The following is a 14,286-nucleotide window of genomic DNA, read 5'->3' on the forward strand; positions in this document are numbered from 1 at the left end:
GAAACACGCGGGCAACCGCCTATTCACAGTCGTCTCGGAGAACTTCGGAGTAGTGCCATCGAAACCGGCCAAGTGATCGCAGGGCATTACCGCCTGGTCGAACGGATTGGTAGCGGCGGCACAGGTGTCGTCTGGCGAGCCGTCGATGAACGGCTCGAACGTTCCGTGGCGATCAAGCAGATCCTCACCCAGCCGAGCCTGTCGCCGGCCGACAAGGACATCGTCCGTCAGCGCGCAGCACGAGAGGCGCGCAATGCCGCGCGCTTCCAGCACCCCAATGCCATCGTCGTGTTCGACATCACCGAACACGAGGGCGACCCGTGCCTGGTGATGGAGTACCTGCCCTCGCAGAGCCTCGCCGTAGTGCTCTCCGCGCAGGGCACGCTCCCGCTGCCGCAGGTCGCGCGCATCGGCGAACAGACCGCCTCGGCGCTCATCGCCGCGCACCGCGCGGGCATCGTGCACCGCGATGTCAAGCCGGGCAACATCCTGCTCGGCGACAACGGCGCGGTGAAGATCACCGACTTCGGCATCGCCAAGTCCAAGGGTGACGTCACGCTCACGGCCACCGGCCTCATCTCCGGCACCGCCGCCTACCTCGCCCCCGAGGTCGCGCGCGGCGCCGAGCCGAGCCCGGCCGCGGATGTGTTCGCCCTGGGCGCCACCCTCTTCCACGCGTTGGAGGGCGAGCCGCCCTACGGCACCAACCCGAACCCGCTGGCCCTGCTGTACGCGGCCGCCAACGGCCAGATCAGCGAACCCCGCAATGCGGGCCCGCTCTCGGATCTGCTGCTCGGCCTGCTCGCCTTCGAACCCGAAGACCGCCCGAGCATGTACGACGTCCGCGACGCCATGGCCGAATTCGCCGAGGTCGGCCCGGATGCCGAGGCCACCCGCGTGATGGCGCACCGCCGCTCGAACGGCCCGCGCACCCCGCAGCCCGTTCCGCAGCGCCCGGCCCCGCCGCCGCGTCCGGTCACCCGGCAGATGGAACGCCGCCCCTCGCAGAACGCCGACATCCCCACCGGCGCCATGAGCGCGGCCATGCTCGAGACCCCGCCGCCGCAGCGTCCGGCCGGTGGCCCGCCCACCCGCTCGCACGCCGCCGTCCCGGACCACTACGACGACGAACCCGCCCCGCCCAAGCGCAAGTTCATCTGGATCGCCGTCGCCGCCGTGGTGGCCGTCGTCGCCGGTGTCGCCATCGCGCTGTCGGCCTCCAACGGCTCGGATGATCAAGGCGCACAGGGCGGTACGACCACGTCCTCGTCCACCGGCTCCACCTCGACCACCAAGGGCAATCAGTCCGCTCTCGGCTCGACCAAGAGCGTCGGCGACGCGGATGTGCTGGGCGCCGCCAATATGATCGACAGCGATTTCTACGGGCAGCTGGTGAATCTCAACTTCTCCGCCGCCTGGGATCGGCTGACCCCGGCCGCGCAGAAGGTGTACGGCAGCGAGCAGGCGTTCGCGGACTACTGGAAGAACAACCGCATCACCGGCTACAGCACCATCGGTGGCGCGCGCGGCTCCGGGACCACCACGAATTCCGATGGCTCCGTGGACATGATGATCGGCAGCGTCACCACCGGCTCGCAGTCCAAGAGCAATATCCAACTGCGCGTGGTGAACTCGGCCGGCGGCCTGCTCATCGACAGCGACACCCAGCTCTGAGCCGCAACGGTTTTCGTCCCCGGTAGATGCGCGATCGCATCTACCGGGACGACCCCGGCGATGGTTAGCTGTTGGTATGAACGTGCGGGGGTTGCTCCAGGCGGAGCGTGCGGAACTGGTCGAACTGCTCCGGTCACTCAGCGATGCGGAATGGGAGACACCGTCGCTGTGCGCGGGGTGGAGTGTGCGGGATGTGGTGTGCCACTTACAGACCGATGCCGTTTCCCTGCAGAGCTATCTGCTGCTGAGCCTGCGCAACCCGTCGATCGATCGCACCAATCAGGCCTTGATCCGCCAGGTCCGCACCCTGTCCAACGCCGAGTTGATCGATCGGCTCGCTGCCGCCGACGGCTGGTTCAGCCGATACCTGCCGCGGATCGCGCTGGCCGACAACTTCGTGCACCAGCAGGACATCCGGCGACCGCTCGGGCGAGAGCGCACGGTGCCCGAGAAACGCCTGCGTGCCGTCCTCGGCTCTCCGGACCCGTTCGCCCTGCCCTGGCGCAACACGCACGGATTGCGCTGGGAGGCAACCGATATCCAGTGGTCGAAAGGCTCGGGGCCACTGGTCCGCGGGCCGGGGGAGGCGCTGGCGCTGGCCATGGTCGGACGGCCCGTCGCACTCGACGACCTGCGCGGGGACGGCGTCGCGGAGCTGCGGCGACGGCTGCTGCCCGACTGATTCAGCCCACCGCCGGATGCGGGCTTGCTCTCCGGCGCGTTCACCGGCGGCCGGACGCGTTCCGGTGTGGGGTGCGACATGTGCGCGACGCGAGCGCGGTGCCGGGTGCGGCGGTACTGTCGTAGGCGTGATCATGCGGATGAATTCGACTGCGCTGCCGGTGCTGGCGCTCGTCGTCTCCGCGTGGGCGGTGATCTTCCTTGCCGCCGAGCCCAATTCGCTGGTGGTGCTGGGCGCGACCGTCCTGGTCGCGTTGACCGCCGCCGCACTGCTGACGCCGCGCGCCCGGCTGCTCGCGGTGGTCGCCGTCAATTCCGGCCCGCCCGAATCGGCGCGCCGTCGTCGCCGCGGCGACTATCTACGGCAGAGCAATCCCGACACCGCCGGGCGTCCACGACCTCGAGCGCCCGGGGCGCTATCCGCCTGACCTCGCTGTATTCGCGCGGGGTCGGGCCGATGCCGCCCTGAATCCCGTTCGCCCGCCCGTGTGCGGGCGCCGCGCAGTGAGGTCCTCTCGTGCTCGATTTCGTCTATTACCCGGTGTCCGCCGTGCTGTGGGTGTGGCACACCACTTTCGCCGCCGTACTCGGTGCGGCCGGCAGCCTGGCCTGGGTGCTGGCCATCGTGTTCCTCGTCATGACCCTGCGGGCGCTGCTGCTGCGCCCGTTCCTGGCCACCGTCCGATTCCAGCGTTCGATCCAGAAAATGCAGCCGCAGCTGCAGGAGATCAAACGCAAATACCCGAAGGATCTCCAGAAACAGAGCGAGGAGATGGCCAAGGTGCAGCAGGAGCACGGCGTGAGCCTGCTCGGCGGCTGCCTGCCGCCGCTGGCCCAGGGCCTGGTGTTCTTCGGGCTGTTCCACGTCCTGCGCTCGTTCAAGAGCGCGGAGGTCGGCAACTACGTGTTCTCCGCCGACCAGGTGGAATCCTTCCTGCAGGCGAAGCTGTTGGGCGCGCCGCTGGTGGCGACCCTGGCCGACGCGGGCGCGGCATTCGGTTCGGTTGCGGTGGTCGCGCTTCCGCTGGCCGTCATCGCCGCGGTCGCCACCCACTTCACCGCCCGGTTCGCCATCGCCCGCCAGCGCGAGGCGGGCACCGAGGAGACCCAGCAGGTGCGCATCATGAACACCCTGTCGCTGTGGGTTTTCCCGCTCGGCGCGCTCGTCTCGGGCGTCATCCTCCCGGTCGGCATCCTGCTCTACTTCGTCACCCAGAATGCCTGGACGTTCGTGCAGCAGCACCTGGTCTATCGGCCGACCCCGGCTCCGGCGAATAAGTGATGGCGCCGACCCGATAGTCTGGTACCTGGTCGCGGGCAGTTTCGGCTGCTCGCAGCACCCCTTCGATGATCAGCACAGACAAGGAATCCACCCAGCTATGACTAGCCGCATCGAGCTCGCCCGCGTGGATCTGCGCGGACGTACGCCCACTGCTGCCGAACTGCGCGCGGCCCTGCCGCGCGGGGGCGTCGACGTGGACTCGGTGCTGCATCACGTGCGGCCGGTCGTGGAGGCCATCCGCGATCGGGGCGTGCAGGCCGCGCAGGAGTACAGCCTGAAGTTCGACGGCGTCCAGCCGCAGACCGTGCGGGTGCCCGCCGCGGAACTCGACAGGGCGCTGGCCGAACTGGATCCGGCCGTGCGCGCCGCCCTCGAGGTCGCCATCGAACGCACCCGCAAGGTGCACGCCGATCAGCGCCGCACCGACAAGACCACCGAGGTGGTGCCCGGCGGCACCGTCACCGAGCGGTGGGTGCCGGTCGAGCGGGTCGGGCTGTACGTGCCGGGCGGCAATGCCGTCTACCCGTCCAGCGTCGTGATGAACGTGGTGCCCGCGCAGGCCGCGGGCGTGGAGTCGCTCGTCGTGGCCTCGCCGCCGCAGGCGCAGTTCGACGGTCTGCCGCACCCGACCATTCTGGCGGCCGCCAAGCTGCTCGGCGTCGCGGAGGTGTGGGCGGTCGGCGGCGCGCAGGCCGTGGCGCTGCTGTCCTACGGCGGCACCGATACCGATGGCGCGCAATTGGAACCGGTCGACATGATCACCGGCCCCGGCAATATCTATGTGACGGCCGCCAAGCGCCTGTGCCGCGGCCTGGTCGGCATCGACGCCGAGGCCGGGCCCACCGAGATCGCCATCCTGGCCGACGCCACCGCCGATCCGGCGCACGTGGCCGCCGACCTGATCTCGCAGGCCGAGCACGATGTGCTGGCGGCCAGCGTGCTGGTCACCGACAGCGTGGAGCTGGCCGACGCCGTGGATGCCGCGCTGAGCGCGCAGATGGCGGTCGTGAAGCACCACGATCGGGTCGCGGAAGCGCTGTCCGGCAAGCAGTCCGGCACCGTGCTCGTGGACGATATCGCCCAGGGCCTGCGGGTGGTGAACGCCTACGCCGCCGAGCACCTCGAGATCCAGACCGCCGACGCCTCCGGGGTCGCGGCCCAGGTGCGCAGTGCCGGAGCGGTTTTCGTGGGCGCGTGGTCGCCGGTGTCGCTCGGCGACTACTGCGCCGGATCCAATCACGTGCTGCCCACCGCCGGATGCGCCCGGCACTCCTCGGGTTTGAGCGTGCAGACCTTCCTGCGCGGAATCCACGTGGTGGACTACTCCGAGCAGGCGCTGCAGGATGTCGCGGGACACGTGGTGGCGCTGGCGAATGCCGAGGATCTGCCCGCGCACGGCCAGGCCGTGCAGGTGCGATTCGGAGCGCTGTCGTGAACGCCGCGCCCGATCCCGCCGTGCTCGCGCCCGGGACCGTACCCGGATCCGCCATCTCCCTCGATGATCTGCCGCTGCGCGACAACCTGCGCGGCAAGAGCCCGTACGGCGCACCGCAATTGACGGTGCCCGTGCAGCTCAACACCAACGAGAACCCGCACCCGCCGAGCAGGGCGCTGGTCGACGATGTGGCCGAATCCGTGCGCGCGGCGGCCGCCGACCTGCACCGCTACCCGGACCGCGACGCCGTGGCGCTGCGCTCCGATCTGGCCGCCTACCTGACCCGGCAGACCGGCGTCGCACTCGATGTGTCGAATGTGTGGGCCGCCAACGGATCCAACGAGATCCTGCAACAGCTGCTGCAGGCGTTCGGTGGGCCCGGCCGCAGCGCACTAGGTTTCGTGCCCTCGTATTCGATGCACCCGATCATCTCCGAGGGCATCGACACCGAGTGGGTCGAGGCCAAGCGCAATGGCGACTTCTCCCTCGATATCGATTACGCGGTGGCGGTGATCCACGAACGCCGCCCCGACGTGGTGTTCGTGACCAGCCCCAACAACCCGACCGGACACAGCATCCCGCTGGCTGATCTGGAGCGGATTCTCGAGGCCGCGCCCGGCATCGTGGTGGTGGACGAGGCGTACGGGGAGTTCTCCAGCGCGCCCAGCGCCCTCGCGCTGATCGACCGGTACCCGGCGAAAGTCGTTGTCTCGCGCACCATGTCGAAGGCGTTCGCCTTCGCGGGCGGGCGACTGGGTTACCTGGCCGCCGCGCCCGCCGTCATCGACGCGCTGCTGCTGGTGCGGCTGCCGTATCACCTGTCGGTGGTCACGCAGGCCGCCGCGCGGGCGGCGCTGCGGCATGCCGACGAAACCCTCGGCAGCGTGGCCGAATTGGCGGCGCAGCGGGATCGGGTGGCGGAAGCCCTGCGCGGCATGGGATTCGCCGTGATCCCCTCGGACGCCAACTTCATCCTGTTCGGCTACTTCGCCGATTCGGGCCGCGCCTGGCAGCGCTACCTGGACGACGGTGTGCTGATCCGCGATGTCGGCATCCCGTCCTACCTGCGCGCCACCATCGGCCTCGCCGCCGAGAACGACGAATTCCTGCGCGTCAGCGCGAAATTGGCGTCCGAAGAATTGATCCAGCGATGAGCGCGGAGGCAAGCCTCCCCAGGAATACGGAAGCGAGCATGGACCGAATCGCCCGGGTGGAACGCACCACCAAGGAATCCAGCATCGTCGTCGAGATCAATCTCGACGGCTCCGGCAAGACCGACATCTCCACCGGTGTCCCGTTCTTCGACCACATGCTGACCGCGTTCGGCCAGCACGGCAGCTTCGACCTGACCGTGCACGCCAAGGGCGATATCGAGATCGAGGCGCACCACACGGTCGAGGACACCGCCATCGTCATCGGTCAGGCGCTGGCGCAGGCGCTCGGAGACAAGAAGGGCATCCGCCGCTTCGGCGACTCCTTCATCCCCATGGACGAGACCCTCGCCCAGGCCATCGTGGACGTCTCCGGCCGCCCCTACTGTGTGCACACCGGTGAACCGGATCACCTGCTGCACACCGTGATTCCGAGCGCGGGCCCCGGCGCGTCCTACTCGACCGTGCTCAACCGGCACGTCTTCGAGTCGATCGCGCTCAACGCCCGTATCGCCCTGCACGTGCGCGTCCTCTACGGCCGCGACCAGCACCACATCACCGAAGCCGAATTCAAGGCTGTCGCACGGGCTTTGCGCGCCGCCGTCGAATTCGACCCGCGTGTCTCCGGCGTGCCGTCCACCAAGGGAACGCTATGACCAAGAGGCTCGCCCTGCTCGACTACGGCTCGGGCAACCTGCACTCCGCCGCGCGCGCCCTGGCCCGCACCGGCGCCGAGGTGACCGTCACCGCCGATCCCGACACCGCCTTGAACGCGGACGGTCTCGTGGTCCCCGGCGTCGGCGCCTTCGCCGCCTGCATGGCGGGCCTGAAGGCCGTGCGCGGCGACCGCATCATCGGCAAGCGCCTCTCCGGCGGCCGCCCCGTCCTGGGCATCTGCGTGGGCATGCAGATCCTGTTCGAACGCGGCGTCGAGTTCGGCGTGGAAACCGAAGGCTGCGCCGAATGGCCCGGCACCGTGGAACGCCTGGACGCTCCCGTCCTGCCGCACATGGGCTGGAACACCGTGAAGGCCCCCGACGACACCGTCCTGTTCGCGGGCATGGACGCCGACACCCGCTTCTATTTCGTGCACTCCTACGCCGCCCAGACCTGGGCGTGGGATCCGGACGGCGGCAGCCAGATCGCCCCCGCCAAACTCACCTGGGCCGAACACGGCGTTCCGTTCCTGGCGGCGGTCGAGAACGGCCCCCTGTCCGCCACCCAGTTCCACCCGGAGAAGTCCGGCGATGCTGGCGCCCACCTGCTGCGCAACTGGGTCGAATCCCTCTGACCCACACCGGCGTTTTGTGGGTAGGGCCAACGAGCATTGCTAGAGTTTCCGCATGGAGATCGCCCATACGGGAGCATCCGGCAAGCTGCGCGCCCTACCCACTCGCCTGGTGAATCAGGTAGCCATCCTTGCCAATCGAGCCACCGACAAGGCGTTGGAAGACACCGGCTCCCGCCGCTACCACTTCGCCCTGATGGTCACCCTCGACGAATTCGGCCCCGCCAGCCAGGCCGATCTCGGCAGGCGCACCCGCATCGATCGCAGTGACGTCGTGGCCGCGCTCAATGATCTCGCCGATCGGGGATTCGTGAAGCGCAGCCCGGACCCCACCGATCGGCGGCGCAACATCATCTCGCTGACTCCGGCGGGCGCCGACCATCTGCGGGACCTCGACGACCGCCTGGCCGCAGCGCAGGACGAACTGCTCGCCGGCTTCTCCATCGCCGAGCGGGCGCAACTGGTGCTGCTGCTCACCCGAATACTGGAGCAGCACGCACCGTCCTGATCACGGGGTGTGGCGCTCACAGGTCGAAGCGGGCGCGCAGGGCGATCTTGAGTTCCTCGAGTGAACCCTCGGCGAGGCGGGCCTGGCGGGCTACGAAGCATTCCTTGGGAAGACCGGCCAGTTCGTGGATGGCGATGACGTAGTCACCCGGGAGCTGGACCGTGAGCAACTCCAGCGAGGGCGGGACATCGCGGAGTTCACGAACCAGGGCGCACAGTACGGTGGGGCGGAGCCGCACCACCGCGTCGGAATCCACGACAACCACCGAGAACTCCCGCCCCGACGGCGTGCGAACCCGCCAGATCTCGCCCTGCGCACCGGGTTCAGTCATCGAGGTTGGGAAGCGCGCCCTCGCGTGCGAACGACATGTCCGGGCCGCCCCGCTCGGCCTCGAAGGCGGCCAGCTTGCGCAGGTCGTCCTCGAGGATCCGCTGCCGGACGGCCCGGGCGATGTACTCGCTCTGCTTCCCCTCCCCGGCAACCTTTTTCAACCGCACCGCGAGCTCGTCGGGCAGGAGAACAGTTACCTTCGTGGCCATACGTACGATCGTACGGCCATAGCGACCGCCTCTCAATCGGTTCGAGACATCGACCCGATCTCGAACGGCGCGTTACGAATACGACCAGCAGGCCGGTTCCGCCGCCGACCACGCGGACAGGCAGAACTGGAGACTGTTGGGCAGTGAACCCTGGGTCGCGCCGGGCAGTTTCCAGGGAATGGCGGGTGTCCGCACCGCGCCGGGGCCGCGCACACATGTGTACGCGATCTCGGAGCCCGGGCCCCAGGTGGCGGTGAGGTATCCGGAGCCGGATACGCCTCGGGCCCACCAGTATTGGGTGCCGTTCGCCTCGGCGGTCCAGATCTGGGCGGTGGCGTCGCCCGCGGTCAGATCGGCGATCTCGTAGCCGCCGGGTAGCGGTTCGTCGATGGCCGCCGGATCGTCGTAGGCGCATTCCGACGCGGCGGCGGTCGGGGGTGGTTGATCGGTGGCGGTGGCGGTGGCGGTGGCCTGGGCCGTGGCCCCGGCGACCGCGGATGCGGTCACCGGGGCCACGACGATCGGACCCTGCTCACCGGTGCACGCGCCGACCGCGAGGGTCAGCAGTGCGGCGGACGTGGTAATCAGGATGGTGCGAATCACTGTGCGCGGCTCCGGAACTCACACGTGGCGCACATCGGAACAGTGGCTCTGATCATTGAAGTAGCAGAGCTTCGCGCCCCAGATTCGCGGATACTTGCGGCGATCGTAGGTGAACTGCCGGGTCTCGCCGTCGGCCTTCTTGATCGACAGCCATTCCGGATTGTCGCGGCCGTTCATGTAGAGCAGCAGCGAAGCGCCGTCGGTATTACCGCGTGAGACCCAGGCCCACCCGGTGTCCGGATCGATATCGGCCCAGCGGCCTCCATCCCAGCCGAAATCGGCGCGGGCCGAGGCGGGTCCGGAGGCGAGGGTGGTGCCGGCGGCCGCGGCGACGGTCAGCAGACCCAGCAGCAGTGGCCGGGTGTAGCGGGTGAGGTTCATGATTACCCCTTTCGACGGCGACCGCGGGGCGGCGCCGGGTGTTCGGTTGATCGGGCTCCAACCTGGCGGGAATCGGTCTGGGGCCGAAAGTGCGGATATCTGCGCGGGTCTGCGGAAGTCTTTGCGAGCAGCGATGATTCGAGCCCGATAAGGTGTTCGCGTGGTGAATGAGAGTGGGGTTCCGGAAGTCTCGGAACCACGCCCGGGGGCGGGGGAAGGTACCAGAAGCGCACCGGCGGAGGCGCTCGCGGCGATCTACCGCTCGGCCGAGAGCGTCGGGGAGACAGGTGATTTCGGAGCGCTGCTGGACGCGGTCGCCGCTCTCGCCGAGGTCTCGCGCGGCGACGTCGGACGAGCCCTGAATCGACCCTCCAGCGTCTACGAGTGGTTCCGGGGCAGCACGATCCCCGCCACCCGCGCCGTCGCCCGGGAACTCGCCGTCCACCTCGACCGCGCGGTCGCCGACCGCCATCCCGACCTCGAAACCGAGATCGGCGACGCCCTCCTCGCCGCCTGGGACCACCTCGCCGAACAGCGCCGCCTCGCCCGCGTCGAACGCGGCCGCTCCCGCCATCGCCCCGCGGCCCCGCCCACCGAACCCGAGACCGCCCCGGGTGCAGGCGAATTCGCGAACGCGACCCCGGAGGAAGCGGCCTGCGCCGGGTCTGCGCCCCCGGTACCCGGACCCGCTACGCCCGCGCCTGCGATATCCGAGTCCGCTACGCTCGCGCCCCCGGTACCCGAGTCCGCCACGCTCGCGCCTGCGGTATTCGAGTCCGCCACGCCTGTGGCCCCGGCATCCGAGCCCGCGACAGCATCGAGGCGTCGCGGCGCGTGGCGGGGATATCGTGGTGTGGTGCTGGCGGCGGTGGTGTTGCTGGTGGGTGCGGTGGCCGGGTTCGCCGGGACGCGGGTGGTGGTCGCGGCGGTGCGGGCGGCGGTGCCGCCGTGCGCGGAAGCCATTGCGCCGCATCATTCCTCGGGCTTCGTGCAGTTGAATATCGGCTACGGCCCGCCGGGGGATCCAATGGCCGCGCAGCGCGTCGAACTGCGCGTGCAGCGGGCGGAGGACCGGTATGAGTGGGCCACAGCGGGGTGGATCGCCTACGCCCACCTGGTGCGCCGGGTTTCCGAGCAGGACGAGGTGTGGCTGGAGTGGCGTTCCGACGAGGACGGTGACGGTGTGGTCGAGACCTACACCTGCCCGGCCACCGAGGTGAACCAGATACTGCAGACACCGGGGATCCGGGTGCGCGACCCCTACGGCGAACGCCGCTGGTTCCGCGCCTGCGCCGCCGTGCCGCAGGAACGCGCGGTGCCCGGCCGCTCGCGCAACAACTGCACCGGTTGGGAGCGCCCCGATGACTGAGCCCACACCCGCGCGGGTCGCACCGGCCGCAGCCCGCGCCGCTGCCGGACCGGCTGACACGCGCCCCCGCGAACCCGTTCCGCCGGACCGCTCGAATGTGCTGCGCCGACTGCGCCTTCCGCTGGCCCTGGGCCTGGGGATCGCGCTCGGGGTGACCGCCGCCCTGATCCGGGACTACCGCCCCACGGTCGAACACGTTCCCGCCGAGTCGCCGCTGATGTCCTATTCGATCTGCGGGGAGGAGCTCACGCCCGATCCCGCGATCGACCCCAGCGTGGAACTCTTCTCCACCGCGTTCGGCACGCCCATCCGTGATCGCCGGGTCGAACTGCGCTCCCAGCGCCATCCCGCGCACGGCCCCATCGTGTGGGCGGAGCTGGTCGCCTCGACCAGCGATCTGGATCGGGTCTGGCTGGACTGGAGCTACCACCGCGACGCGGAGGATCATCAGCTGTGGCAGGACTGCGCGCAGCCGATCACCATGGGCCGCGCCACTCCCGCGCTGAAGGTTTTCGACGATCGCGGTCGCACCCGCTGGTTCCGGGCCTGCGGGCAGGTGCCGCCGCAGGATCGGGGCGCCCGGCCGTCGGGCACCTTCTGCACGGAATGGGGGCGGCCGTTCTGAAACGCTGGTCACATTGCCGCATTTGCCCAGGCCGACGGCCGGGGGAGAAGCGGTAACTACTAAGATGCTCCCGTGAGTCTTGTGCTGCTACCCGCCGTCGATGTCGCCAATGGTGAGGCCGTGCGCCTCGTGCAGGGAGAGGCGGGCAGCGAAACCAGCTACGGTTCGCCGCGTGACGCCGCCCTGGCCTGGCAGCACGCGGGCGCGGAGTGGGTGCATCTGGTCGACCTGGATGCCGCCTTCGGCAAGGGCTCCAATCGCGATCTGATCGCCGAGGTCATCGGTGAGCTGGATGTGAAGGTGGAGCTGTCGGGCGGTATCCGCGACGACGATTCGCTGAAGGCCGCCCTGGCCACGGGCTGTGCGCGGGTGAACATCGGCACCGCCGCGATCGAGAACCCGGACTGGTGCGCGCGCGCCATCGGCGAATACGGCGACAAGATCGCCGTCGGCCTCGACGTGAAACTCATCGACGGCGAGTGGCGGCTGCGCGGCCGCGGCTGGGTGACCGATGGCGGCGACCTGTGGGAGGTGCTCGAGCGCCTGGAACGCGACGGCTGCTCGCGCTATGTGGTCACCGACGTCTCCAAGGACGGCACCCTGACCGGGCCGAATCTGGATCTGCTCGCCCAGGTCGCCAATGCGGCCGAGGCCCCGGTGATCGCCTCGGGCGGCATCTCGGTGCTCGACGATCTGCTCGCCATCGCCACCCTGACCGAGGACGGCGTGGAGGGCGCGATCATCGGAAAGGCTTTGTACGCCGGGCGATTCACCCTGCCCGAAGCCCTCGCCGCGGTCCGATAGCCCCGATGGCCGCCGAACTCGCCGAGCTGCTCGCCATCGCGAGCGACGAACTCAATGCTGTCGCATCGCGTTTCGTGGAGGGAGTCGGCGCGCCGAGCGCGGTGGTGAAGGGCCGCAACGACTTCGCCACCGCCCTGGATCTGGAGCTGGAGCGCACGCTGTCCCAGCGGCTGGCCGAACGCACCGGAATCCCGGTGCACGGCGAGGAATTCGGCGGCCCGCAGTTGACCTCGGGCACCGCCTGGGTGCTCGACCCCATCGACGGCACCTTCAACTATTCGTCGGGGCATCCGCTCTCGGGCATGCTGCTGGCCCTGGTCCGTGACGGCGTCCCGGTGATCGGCCTGACCTGGCTGCCGCTGCTGGGCCAGCGCTACGCCGCCACCGTCGACGGTCCGGTGCTGCTCAACGGCCAGCCGCTGCCGAAACTGGAGCGCGGCAAGCTGTCCGACGCCATGATCGGTTTCGGCTCCTTCAATATCGATGGGGCGGGCCGGATTCCGGGCATATTCCGTTTCAATCTGCTGGGCACGCTGAGTACCCTCTCCGGACGGGTGCGCATGCACGGCTCGACGGGCATCGACCTGGCCTATACGGCCTCCGGAATCCTCGGCGGCGCAGTGGTGTTCGGCCATCACCCGTGGGACAACGCCGCGGGCGTGGCCATGGTGCGCGCGGCGGGCGGCGTGGTCACCGACCTGCTGGGCCGCGACTGGACCATCGAATCGGGTTCGGTGCTGGCCGCCGCGCCCGGAGTGCACGAAGAACTACTGGACATGATCGGCGAGACCGTCGACCGTGTCCGCGGAGAGGTGGAGCAATGACCTTGGCAGTGCGCGTTATCCCGTGCCTGGATGTCGACGCCGGCCGCGTGGTCAAGGGCGTGAACTTCGAAAACCTCAGGGACGCGGGCGATCCCGTGGAACTGGCCGCCGCCTACGACGCCCAGGGCGCCGATGAGCTCACCTTCCTCGATGTCACCGCCTCCACCGGCGACCGCGGCACCATGATCGATGTGGTGACCCGCACCGCCGAGCAGATCTTCATCCCGCTCACCGTCGGCGGCGGTGTCCGCACCGTCGAGGATGTGGATCGCCTGCTGCGCGCCGGTGCGGACAAGGTGTCGGTGAACACCGCCGCCATCGCCCGTCCGGAGGTGCTGCGCGAGATGTCGGAGCGTTTCGGCTCTCAGTGCATCGTGCTGTCGGTGGATGCCCGCACCGTGCCGCAGGGCCAGGCTCCCACCCCCTCCGGCTGGGAGGTCACCACCCACGGCGGTAAGCGCGGCACCGGTATCGACGCGGTCGAATGGGCCGTGCGCGGAGCCGAATTGGGTGTCGGCGAGATCCTGCTGAACTCCATGGACGCCGACGGCACCAAGGCCGGTTTCGATCTGCCCATGATCAAAGCCGTGCGGGCCGCCGTCACCGTTCCCGTGATCGCCTCCGGCGGCGCGGGCAAAGTCGAGGACTTCGCCCCCGCCGTCCAGTCCGGCGCGGATGCGGTGCTGGCGGCCAGCGTCTTCCATTTCGGTGACCTCACCATCGGTCAGGTCAAGGACGCCATGCGCGCGGACGGCCTGACCGTCCGCTGATCAGGCGGCGGCGACCTTCAGCAGTACGGCCCCGGCGATGATCGCCGCGAACGACACCACCTTCGGCACCGTGATCTTCTCCTGGTAGATGAGCGCACCCAGGATCACGGTGCCGATGGCGCCCACACCGGTCCAGATCGTGTATCCCACACCGACATCCAGTGTGCGCAGCGCGAGACTCAGGGTGAAGATGCCGCCCGCGGCCGCGAGCAGCGTGAACACCGACGGCCACAGTCGCGTGAACCCCTTGGTGGCATTGGTGCCCAGCGCGAAGGCGATTTCGAAGAGGATGGCGACGCCGAGGTAGACCCAGGCCATGATGACGACTCCTTGATAATCGAGAGGGAAGTGC

General features: G+C 69.3%; 19 protein-coding genes. 14 read left to right on the forward strand and 5 right to left on the reverse strand.

Translation table 11 applies throughout. From position 1 onward, the window contains the following. The first annotated feature begins 72 nt into the window (after window positions 1-72). The 9 genes from JK358_RS26155 to JK358_RS26195 all read left to right on the forward strand — a co-directional run bounded on the left by JK358_RS26155 (window position 73) and on the right by JK358_RS26195 (window position 8,019). Window positions 73-1,674, forward strand: a complete 1,602-nt coding sequence (locus JK358_RS26155) for a serine/threonine-protein kinase (RefSeq protein ID WP_201952007.1) — start codon at window positions 73-75, stop codon at window positions 1,672-1,674. Window positions 1,675-1,750: 76 nt separating this feature from the next. Further along, entirely contained in the window at window positions 1,751-2,356 is a 606-nt protein-coding gene (locus tag JK358_RS26160) for a maleylpyruvate isomerase family mycothiol-dependent enzyme (RefSeq protein ID WP_201952010.1), read from the forward strand. Between the two features lie 133 nt (window positions 2,357-2,489). After that, window positions 2,490-2,783, forward strand: a complete 294-nt coding sequence (locus JK358_RS26165; RefSeq protein ID WP_201952632.1) for a DUF6412 domain-containing protein — start codon at window positions 2,490-2,492, stop codon at window positions 2,781-2,783. Between the two features lie 89 nt (window positions 2,784-2,872). Beyond that, window positions 2,873-3,637 carry a membrane protein insertase YidC gene (gene yidC / locus JK358_RS26170; protein ID WP_201952013.1) on the forward strand — a complete coding sequence of 255 codons (765 nt, stop codon included), beginning with the start codon at window positions 2,873-2,875 and terminating at the stop codon, window positions 3,635-3,637. Between the two features lie 97 nt (window positions 3,638-3,734). Continuing rightward, entirely contained in the window at window positions 3,735-5,072 is a 1,338-nt protein-coding gene (gene hisD, locus JK358_RS26175; RefSeq protein ID WP_201952016.1) for a histidinol dehydrogenase, read from the forward strand. Continuing rightward, window positions 5,069-6,226, forward strand: coding sequence for a histidinol-phosphate transaminase (locus JK358_RS26180; protein ID WP_307817751.1), 1,158 nt, complete (start codon window positions 5,069-5,071; stop codon window positions 6,224-6,226). Before hisD ends, JK358_RS26180 begins: the two co-directional genes overlap by 4 nt. A 38-nt stretch (window positions 6,227-6,264) precedes the next feature. Then, entirely contained in the window at window positions 6,265-6,879 is a 615-nt protein-coding gene (gene hisB / locus JK358_RS26185; protein WP_201952019.1) for an imidazoleglycerol-phosphate dehydratase HisB, read from the forward strand. Continuing rightward, a complete protein-coding gene (hisH, locus tag JK358_RS26190) occupies window positions 6,876-7,514 on the forward strand; it encodes an imidazole glycerol phosphate synthase subunit HisH (RefSeq protein ID WP_201952022.1) in 639 nt (212 codons plus the stop codon). Before hisB ends, hisH begins: the two co-directional genes overlap by 4 nt. Before the next feature lie 52 nt (window positions 7,515-7,566). Next, window positions 7,567-8,019 carry a MarR family winged helix-turn-helix transcriptional regulator gene (locus JK358_RS26195; RefSeq protein ID WP_201952025.1) on the forward strand — a complete coding sequence of 151 codons (453 nt, stop codon included), beginning with the start codon at window positions 7,567-7,569 and terminating at the stop codon, window positions 8,017-8,019. Window positions 8,020-8,035: 16 nt separating this feature from the next. Here JK358_RS26195 and JK358_RS26200 read toward each other — a convergent pair whose 3' ends face one another. The 4 genes from JK358_RS26200 to JK358_RS26215 form a co-directional block, all read right to left on the reverse strand. Beyond that, a complete protein-coding gene (locus JK358_RS26200; protein WP_201952028.1) occupies window positions 8,036-8,350 on the reverse strand; it encodes a hypothetical protein in 315 nt (104 codons plus the stop codon). Continuing rightward, window positions 8,343-8,558: a hypothetical protein gene (locus JK358_RS26205; RefSeq protein ID WP_201952031.1), complete on the reverse strand. Its 216-nt coding sequence runs from the start codon at window positions 8,556-8,558 to the stop codon at window positions 8,343-8,345. The genes JK358_RS26200 and JK358_RS26205 overlap by 8 nt, the downstream gene beginning before the upstream one ends. A gap of 72 nt (window positions 8,559-8,630) precedes the next feature. Then, window positions 8,631-9,161: a hypothetical protein gene (locus JK358_RS26210; RefSeq protein WP_201952034.1), complete on the reverse strand. Its 531-nt coding sequence runs from the start codon at window positions 9,159-9,161 to the stop codon at window positions 8,631-8,633. 18 nt (window positions 9,162-9,179) lie between these two features. Then, complete coding sequence (locus tag JK358_RS26215; protein WP_201952037.1) at window positions 9,180-9,542, reverse strand: hypothetical protein; 363 nt, start codon at window positions 9,540-9,542, stop codon at window positions 9,180-9,182. 160 nt (window positions 9,543-9,702) lie between these two features. Here JK358_RS26215 and JK358_RS26220 point away from each other — a divergent pair, with 160 nt between their 5' ends. The 5 genes from JK358_RS26220 to hisF all read left to right on the forward strand — a co-directional run bounded on the left by JK358_RS26220 (window position 9,703) and on the right by hisF (window position 13,934). Next, complete coding sequence (locus tag JK358_RS26220) at window positions 9,703-10,911, forward strand: hypothetical protein (protein ID WP_201952041.1); 1,209 nt, start codon at window positions 9,703-9,705, stop codon at window positions 10,909-10,911. Further along, on the forward strand, window positions 10,904-11,536 hold the full coding sequence (locus JK358_RS26225) for a hypothetical protein (protein ID WP_201952044.1): 633 nt from the start codon (window positions 10,904-10,906) through the stop codon (window positions 11,534-11,536). Before JK358_RS26220 ends, JK358_RS26225 begins: the two co-directional genes overlap by 8 nt. A 72-nt stretch (window positions 11,537-11,608) precedes the next feature. Further along, window positions 11,609-12,340: a bifunctional 1-(5-phosphoribosyl)-5-((5-phosphoribosylamino)methylideneamino)imidazole-4-carboxamide isomerase/phosphoribosylanthranilate isomerase PriA gene (gene priA / locus JK358_RS26230; protein ID WP_201952047.1), complete on the forward strand. Its 732-nt coding sequence runs from the start codon at window positions 11,609-11,611 to the stop codon at window positions 12,338-12,340. Between the two features lie 5 nt (window positions 12,341-12,345). Next, window positions 12,346-13,164 carry an inositol monophosphatase family protein gene (locus JK358_RS26235; RefSeq protein WP_201952049.1) on the forward strand — a complete coding sequence of 273 codons (819 nt, stop codon included), beginning with the start codon at window positions 12,346-12,348 and terminating at the stop codon, window positions 13,162-13,164. Further along, window positions 13,161-13,934: an imidazole glycerol phosphate synthase subunit HisF gene (hisF, locus tag JK358_RS26240; protein ID WP_201952051.1), complete on the forward strand. Its 774-nt coding sequence runs from the start codon at window positions 13,161-13,163 to the stop codon at window positions 13,932-13,934. Before JK358_RS26235 ends, hisF begins: the two co-directional genes overlap by 4 nt. Here the strand turns inward: hisF and JK358_RS26245 are convergent, their stop codons facing one another. Next, window positions 13,935-14,252, reverse strand: coding sequence for a DMT family transporter (locus JK358_RS26245; RefSeq protein ID WP_201952054.1), 318 nt, complete (start codon window positions 14,250-14,252; stop codon window positions 13,935-13,937). It lies immediately after the preceding gene. Window positions 14,253-14,286: the final 34 nt, after the last annotated feature.

The sequence above is a fragment of the Nocardia acididurans genome (assembly GCF_016741815.1).
Classification (GTDB): Bacteria; Actinomycetota; Actinomycetes; order Mycobacteriales; family Mycobacteriaceae; genus Nocardia; species Nocardia acididurans.

Bases quoted from the DNA above. Each gene is read 5' to 3' on its own strand.
- JK358_RS26205 (WP_201952031.1), bottom strand. From the start codon at position 8,558: ATGGCCACGAAGGTAACTGTTCTCCTGCCCGACGAGCTCGCGGTGCGG.
- JK358_RS26235 (WP_201952049.1), top strand. From the start codon at position 12,346: ATGGCCGCCGAACTCGCCGAGCTGCTCGCCATCGCGAGCGACGAACTC.
- hisF (WP_201952051.1), top strand. From the start codon at position 13,161: ATGACCTTGGCAGTGCGCGTTATCCCGTGCCTGGATGTCGACGCCGGC.
- hisD (WP_201952016.1), top strand. From the start codon at position 3,735: ATGACTAGCCGCATCGAGCTCGCCCGCGTGGATCTGCGCGGACGTACG.
- JK358_RS26215 (WP_201952037.1), bottom strand. From the start codon at position 9,542: ATGAACCTCACCCGCTACACCCGGCCACTGCTGCTGGGTCTGCTGACC.
- JK358_RS26245 (WP_201952054.1), bottom strand. From the start codon at position 14,252: ATGGCCTGGGTCTACCTCGGCGTCGCCATCCTCTTCGAAATCGCCTTC.
- JK358_RS26225 (WP_201952044.1), top strand. From the start codon at position 10,904: ATGACTGAGCCCACACCCGCGCGGGTCGCACCGGCCGCAGCCCGCGCC.
- hisB (WP_201952019.1), top strand. From the start codon at position 6,265: ATGGACCGAATCGCCCGGGTGGAACGCACCACCAAGGAATCCAGCATC.
- JK358_RS26165 (WP_201952632.1), top strand. From the start codon at position 2,490: ATGCGGATGAATTCGACTGCGCTGCCGGTGCTGGCGCTCGTCGTCTCC.
- JK358_RS26200 (WP_201952028.1), bottom strand. From the start codon at position 8,350: ATGACTGAACCCGGTGCGCAGGGCGAGATCTGGCGGGTTCGCACGCCG.
- JK358_RS26195 (WP_201952025.1), top strand. From the start codon at position 7,567: ATGGAGATCGCCCATACGGGAGCATCCGGCAAGCTGCGCGCCCTACCC.
- JK358_RS26160 (WP_201952010.1), top strand. From the start codon at position 1,751: ATGAACGTGCGGGGGTTGCTCCAGGCGGAGCGTGCGGAACTGGTCGAA.
- hisH (WP_201952022.1), top strand. From the start codon at position 6,876: ATGACCAAGAGGCTCGCCCTGCTCGACTACGGCTCGGGCAACCTGCAC.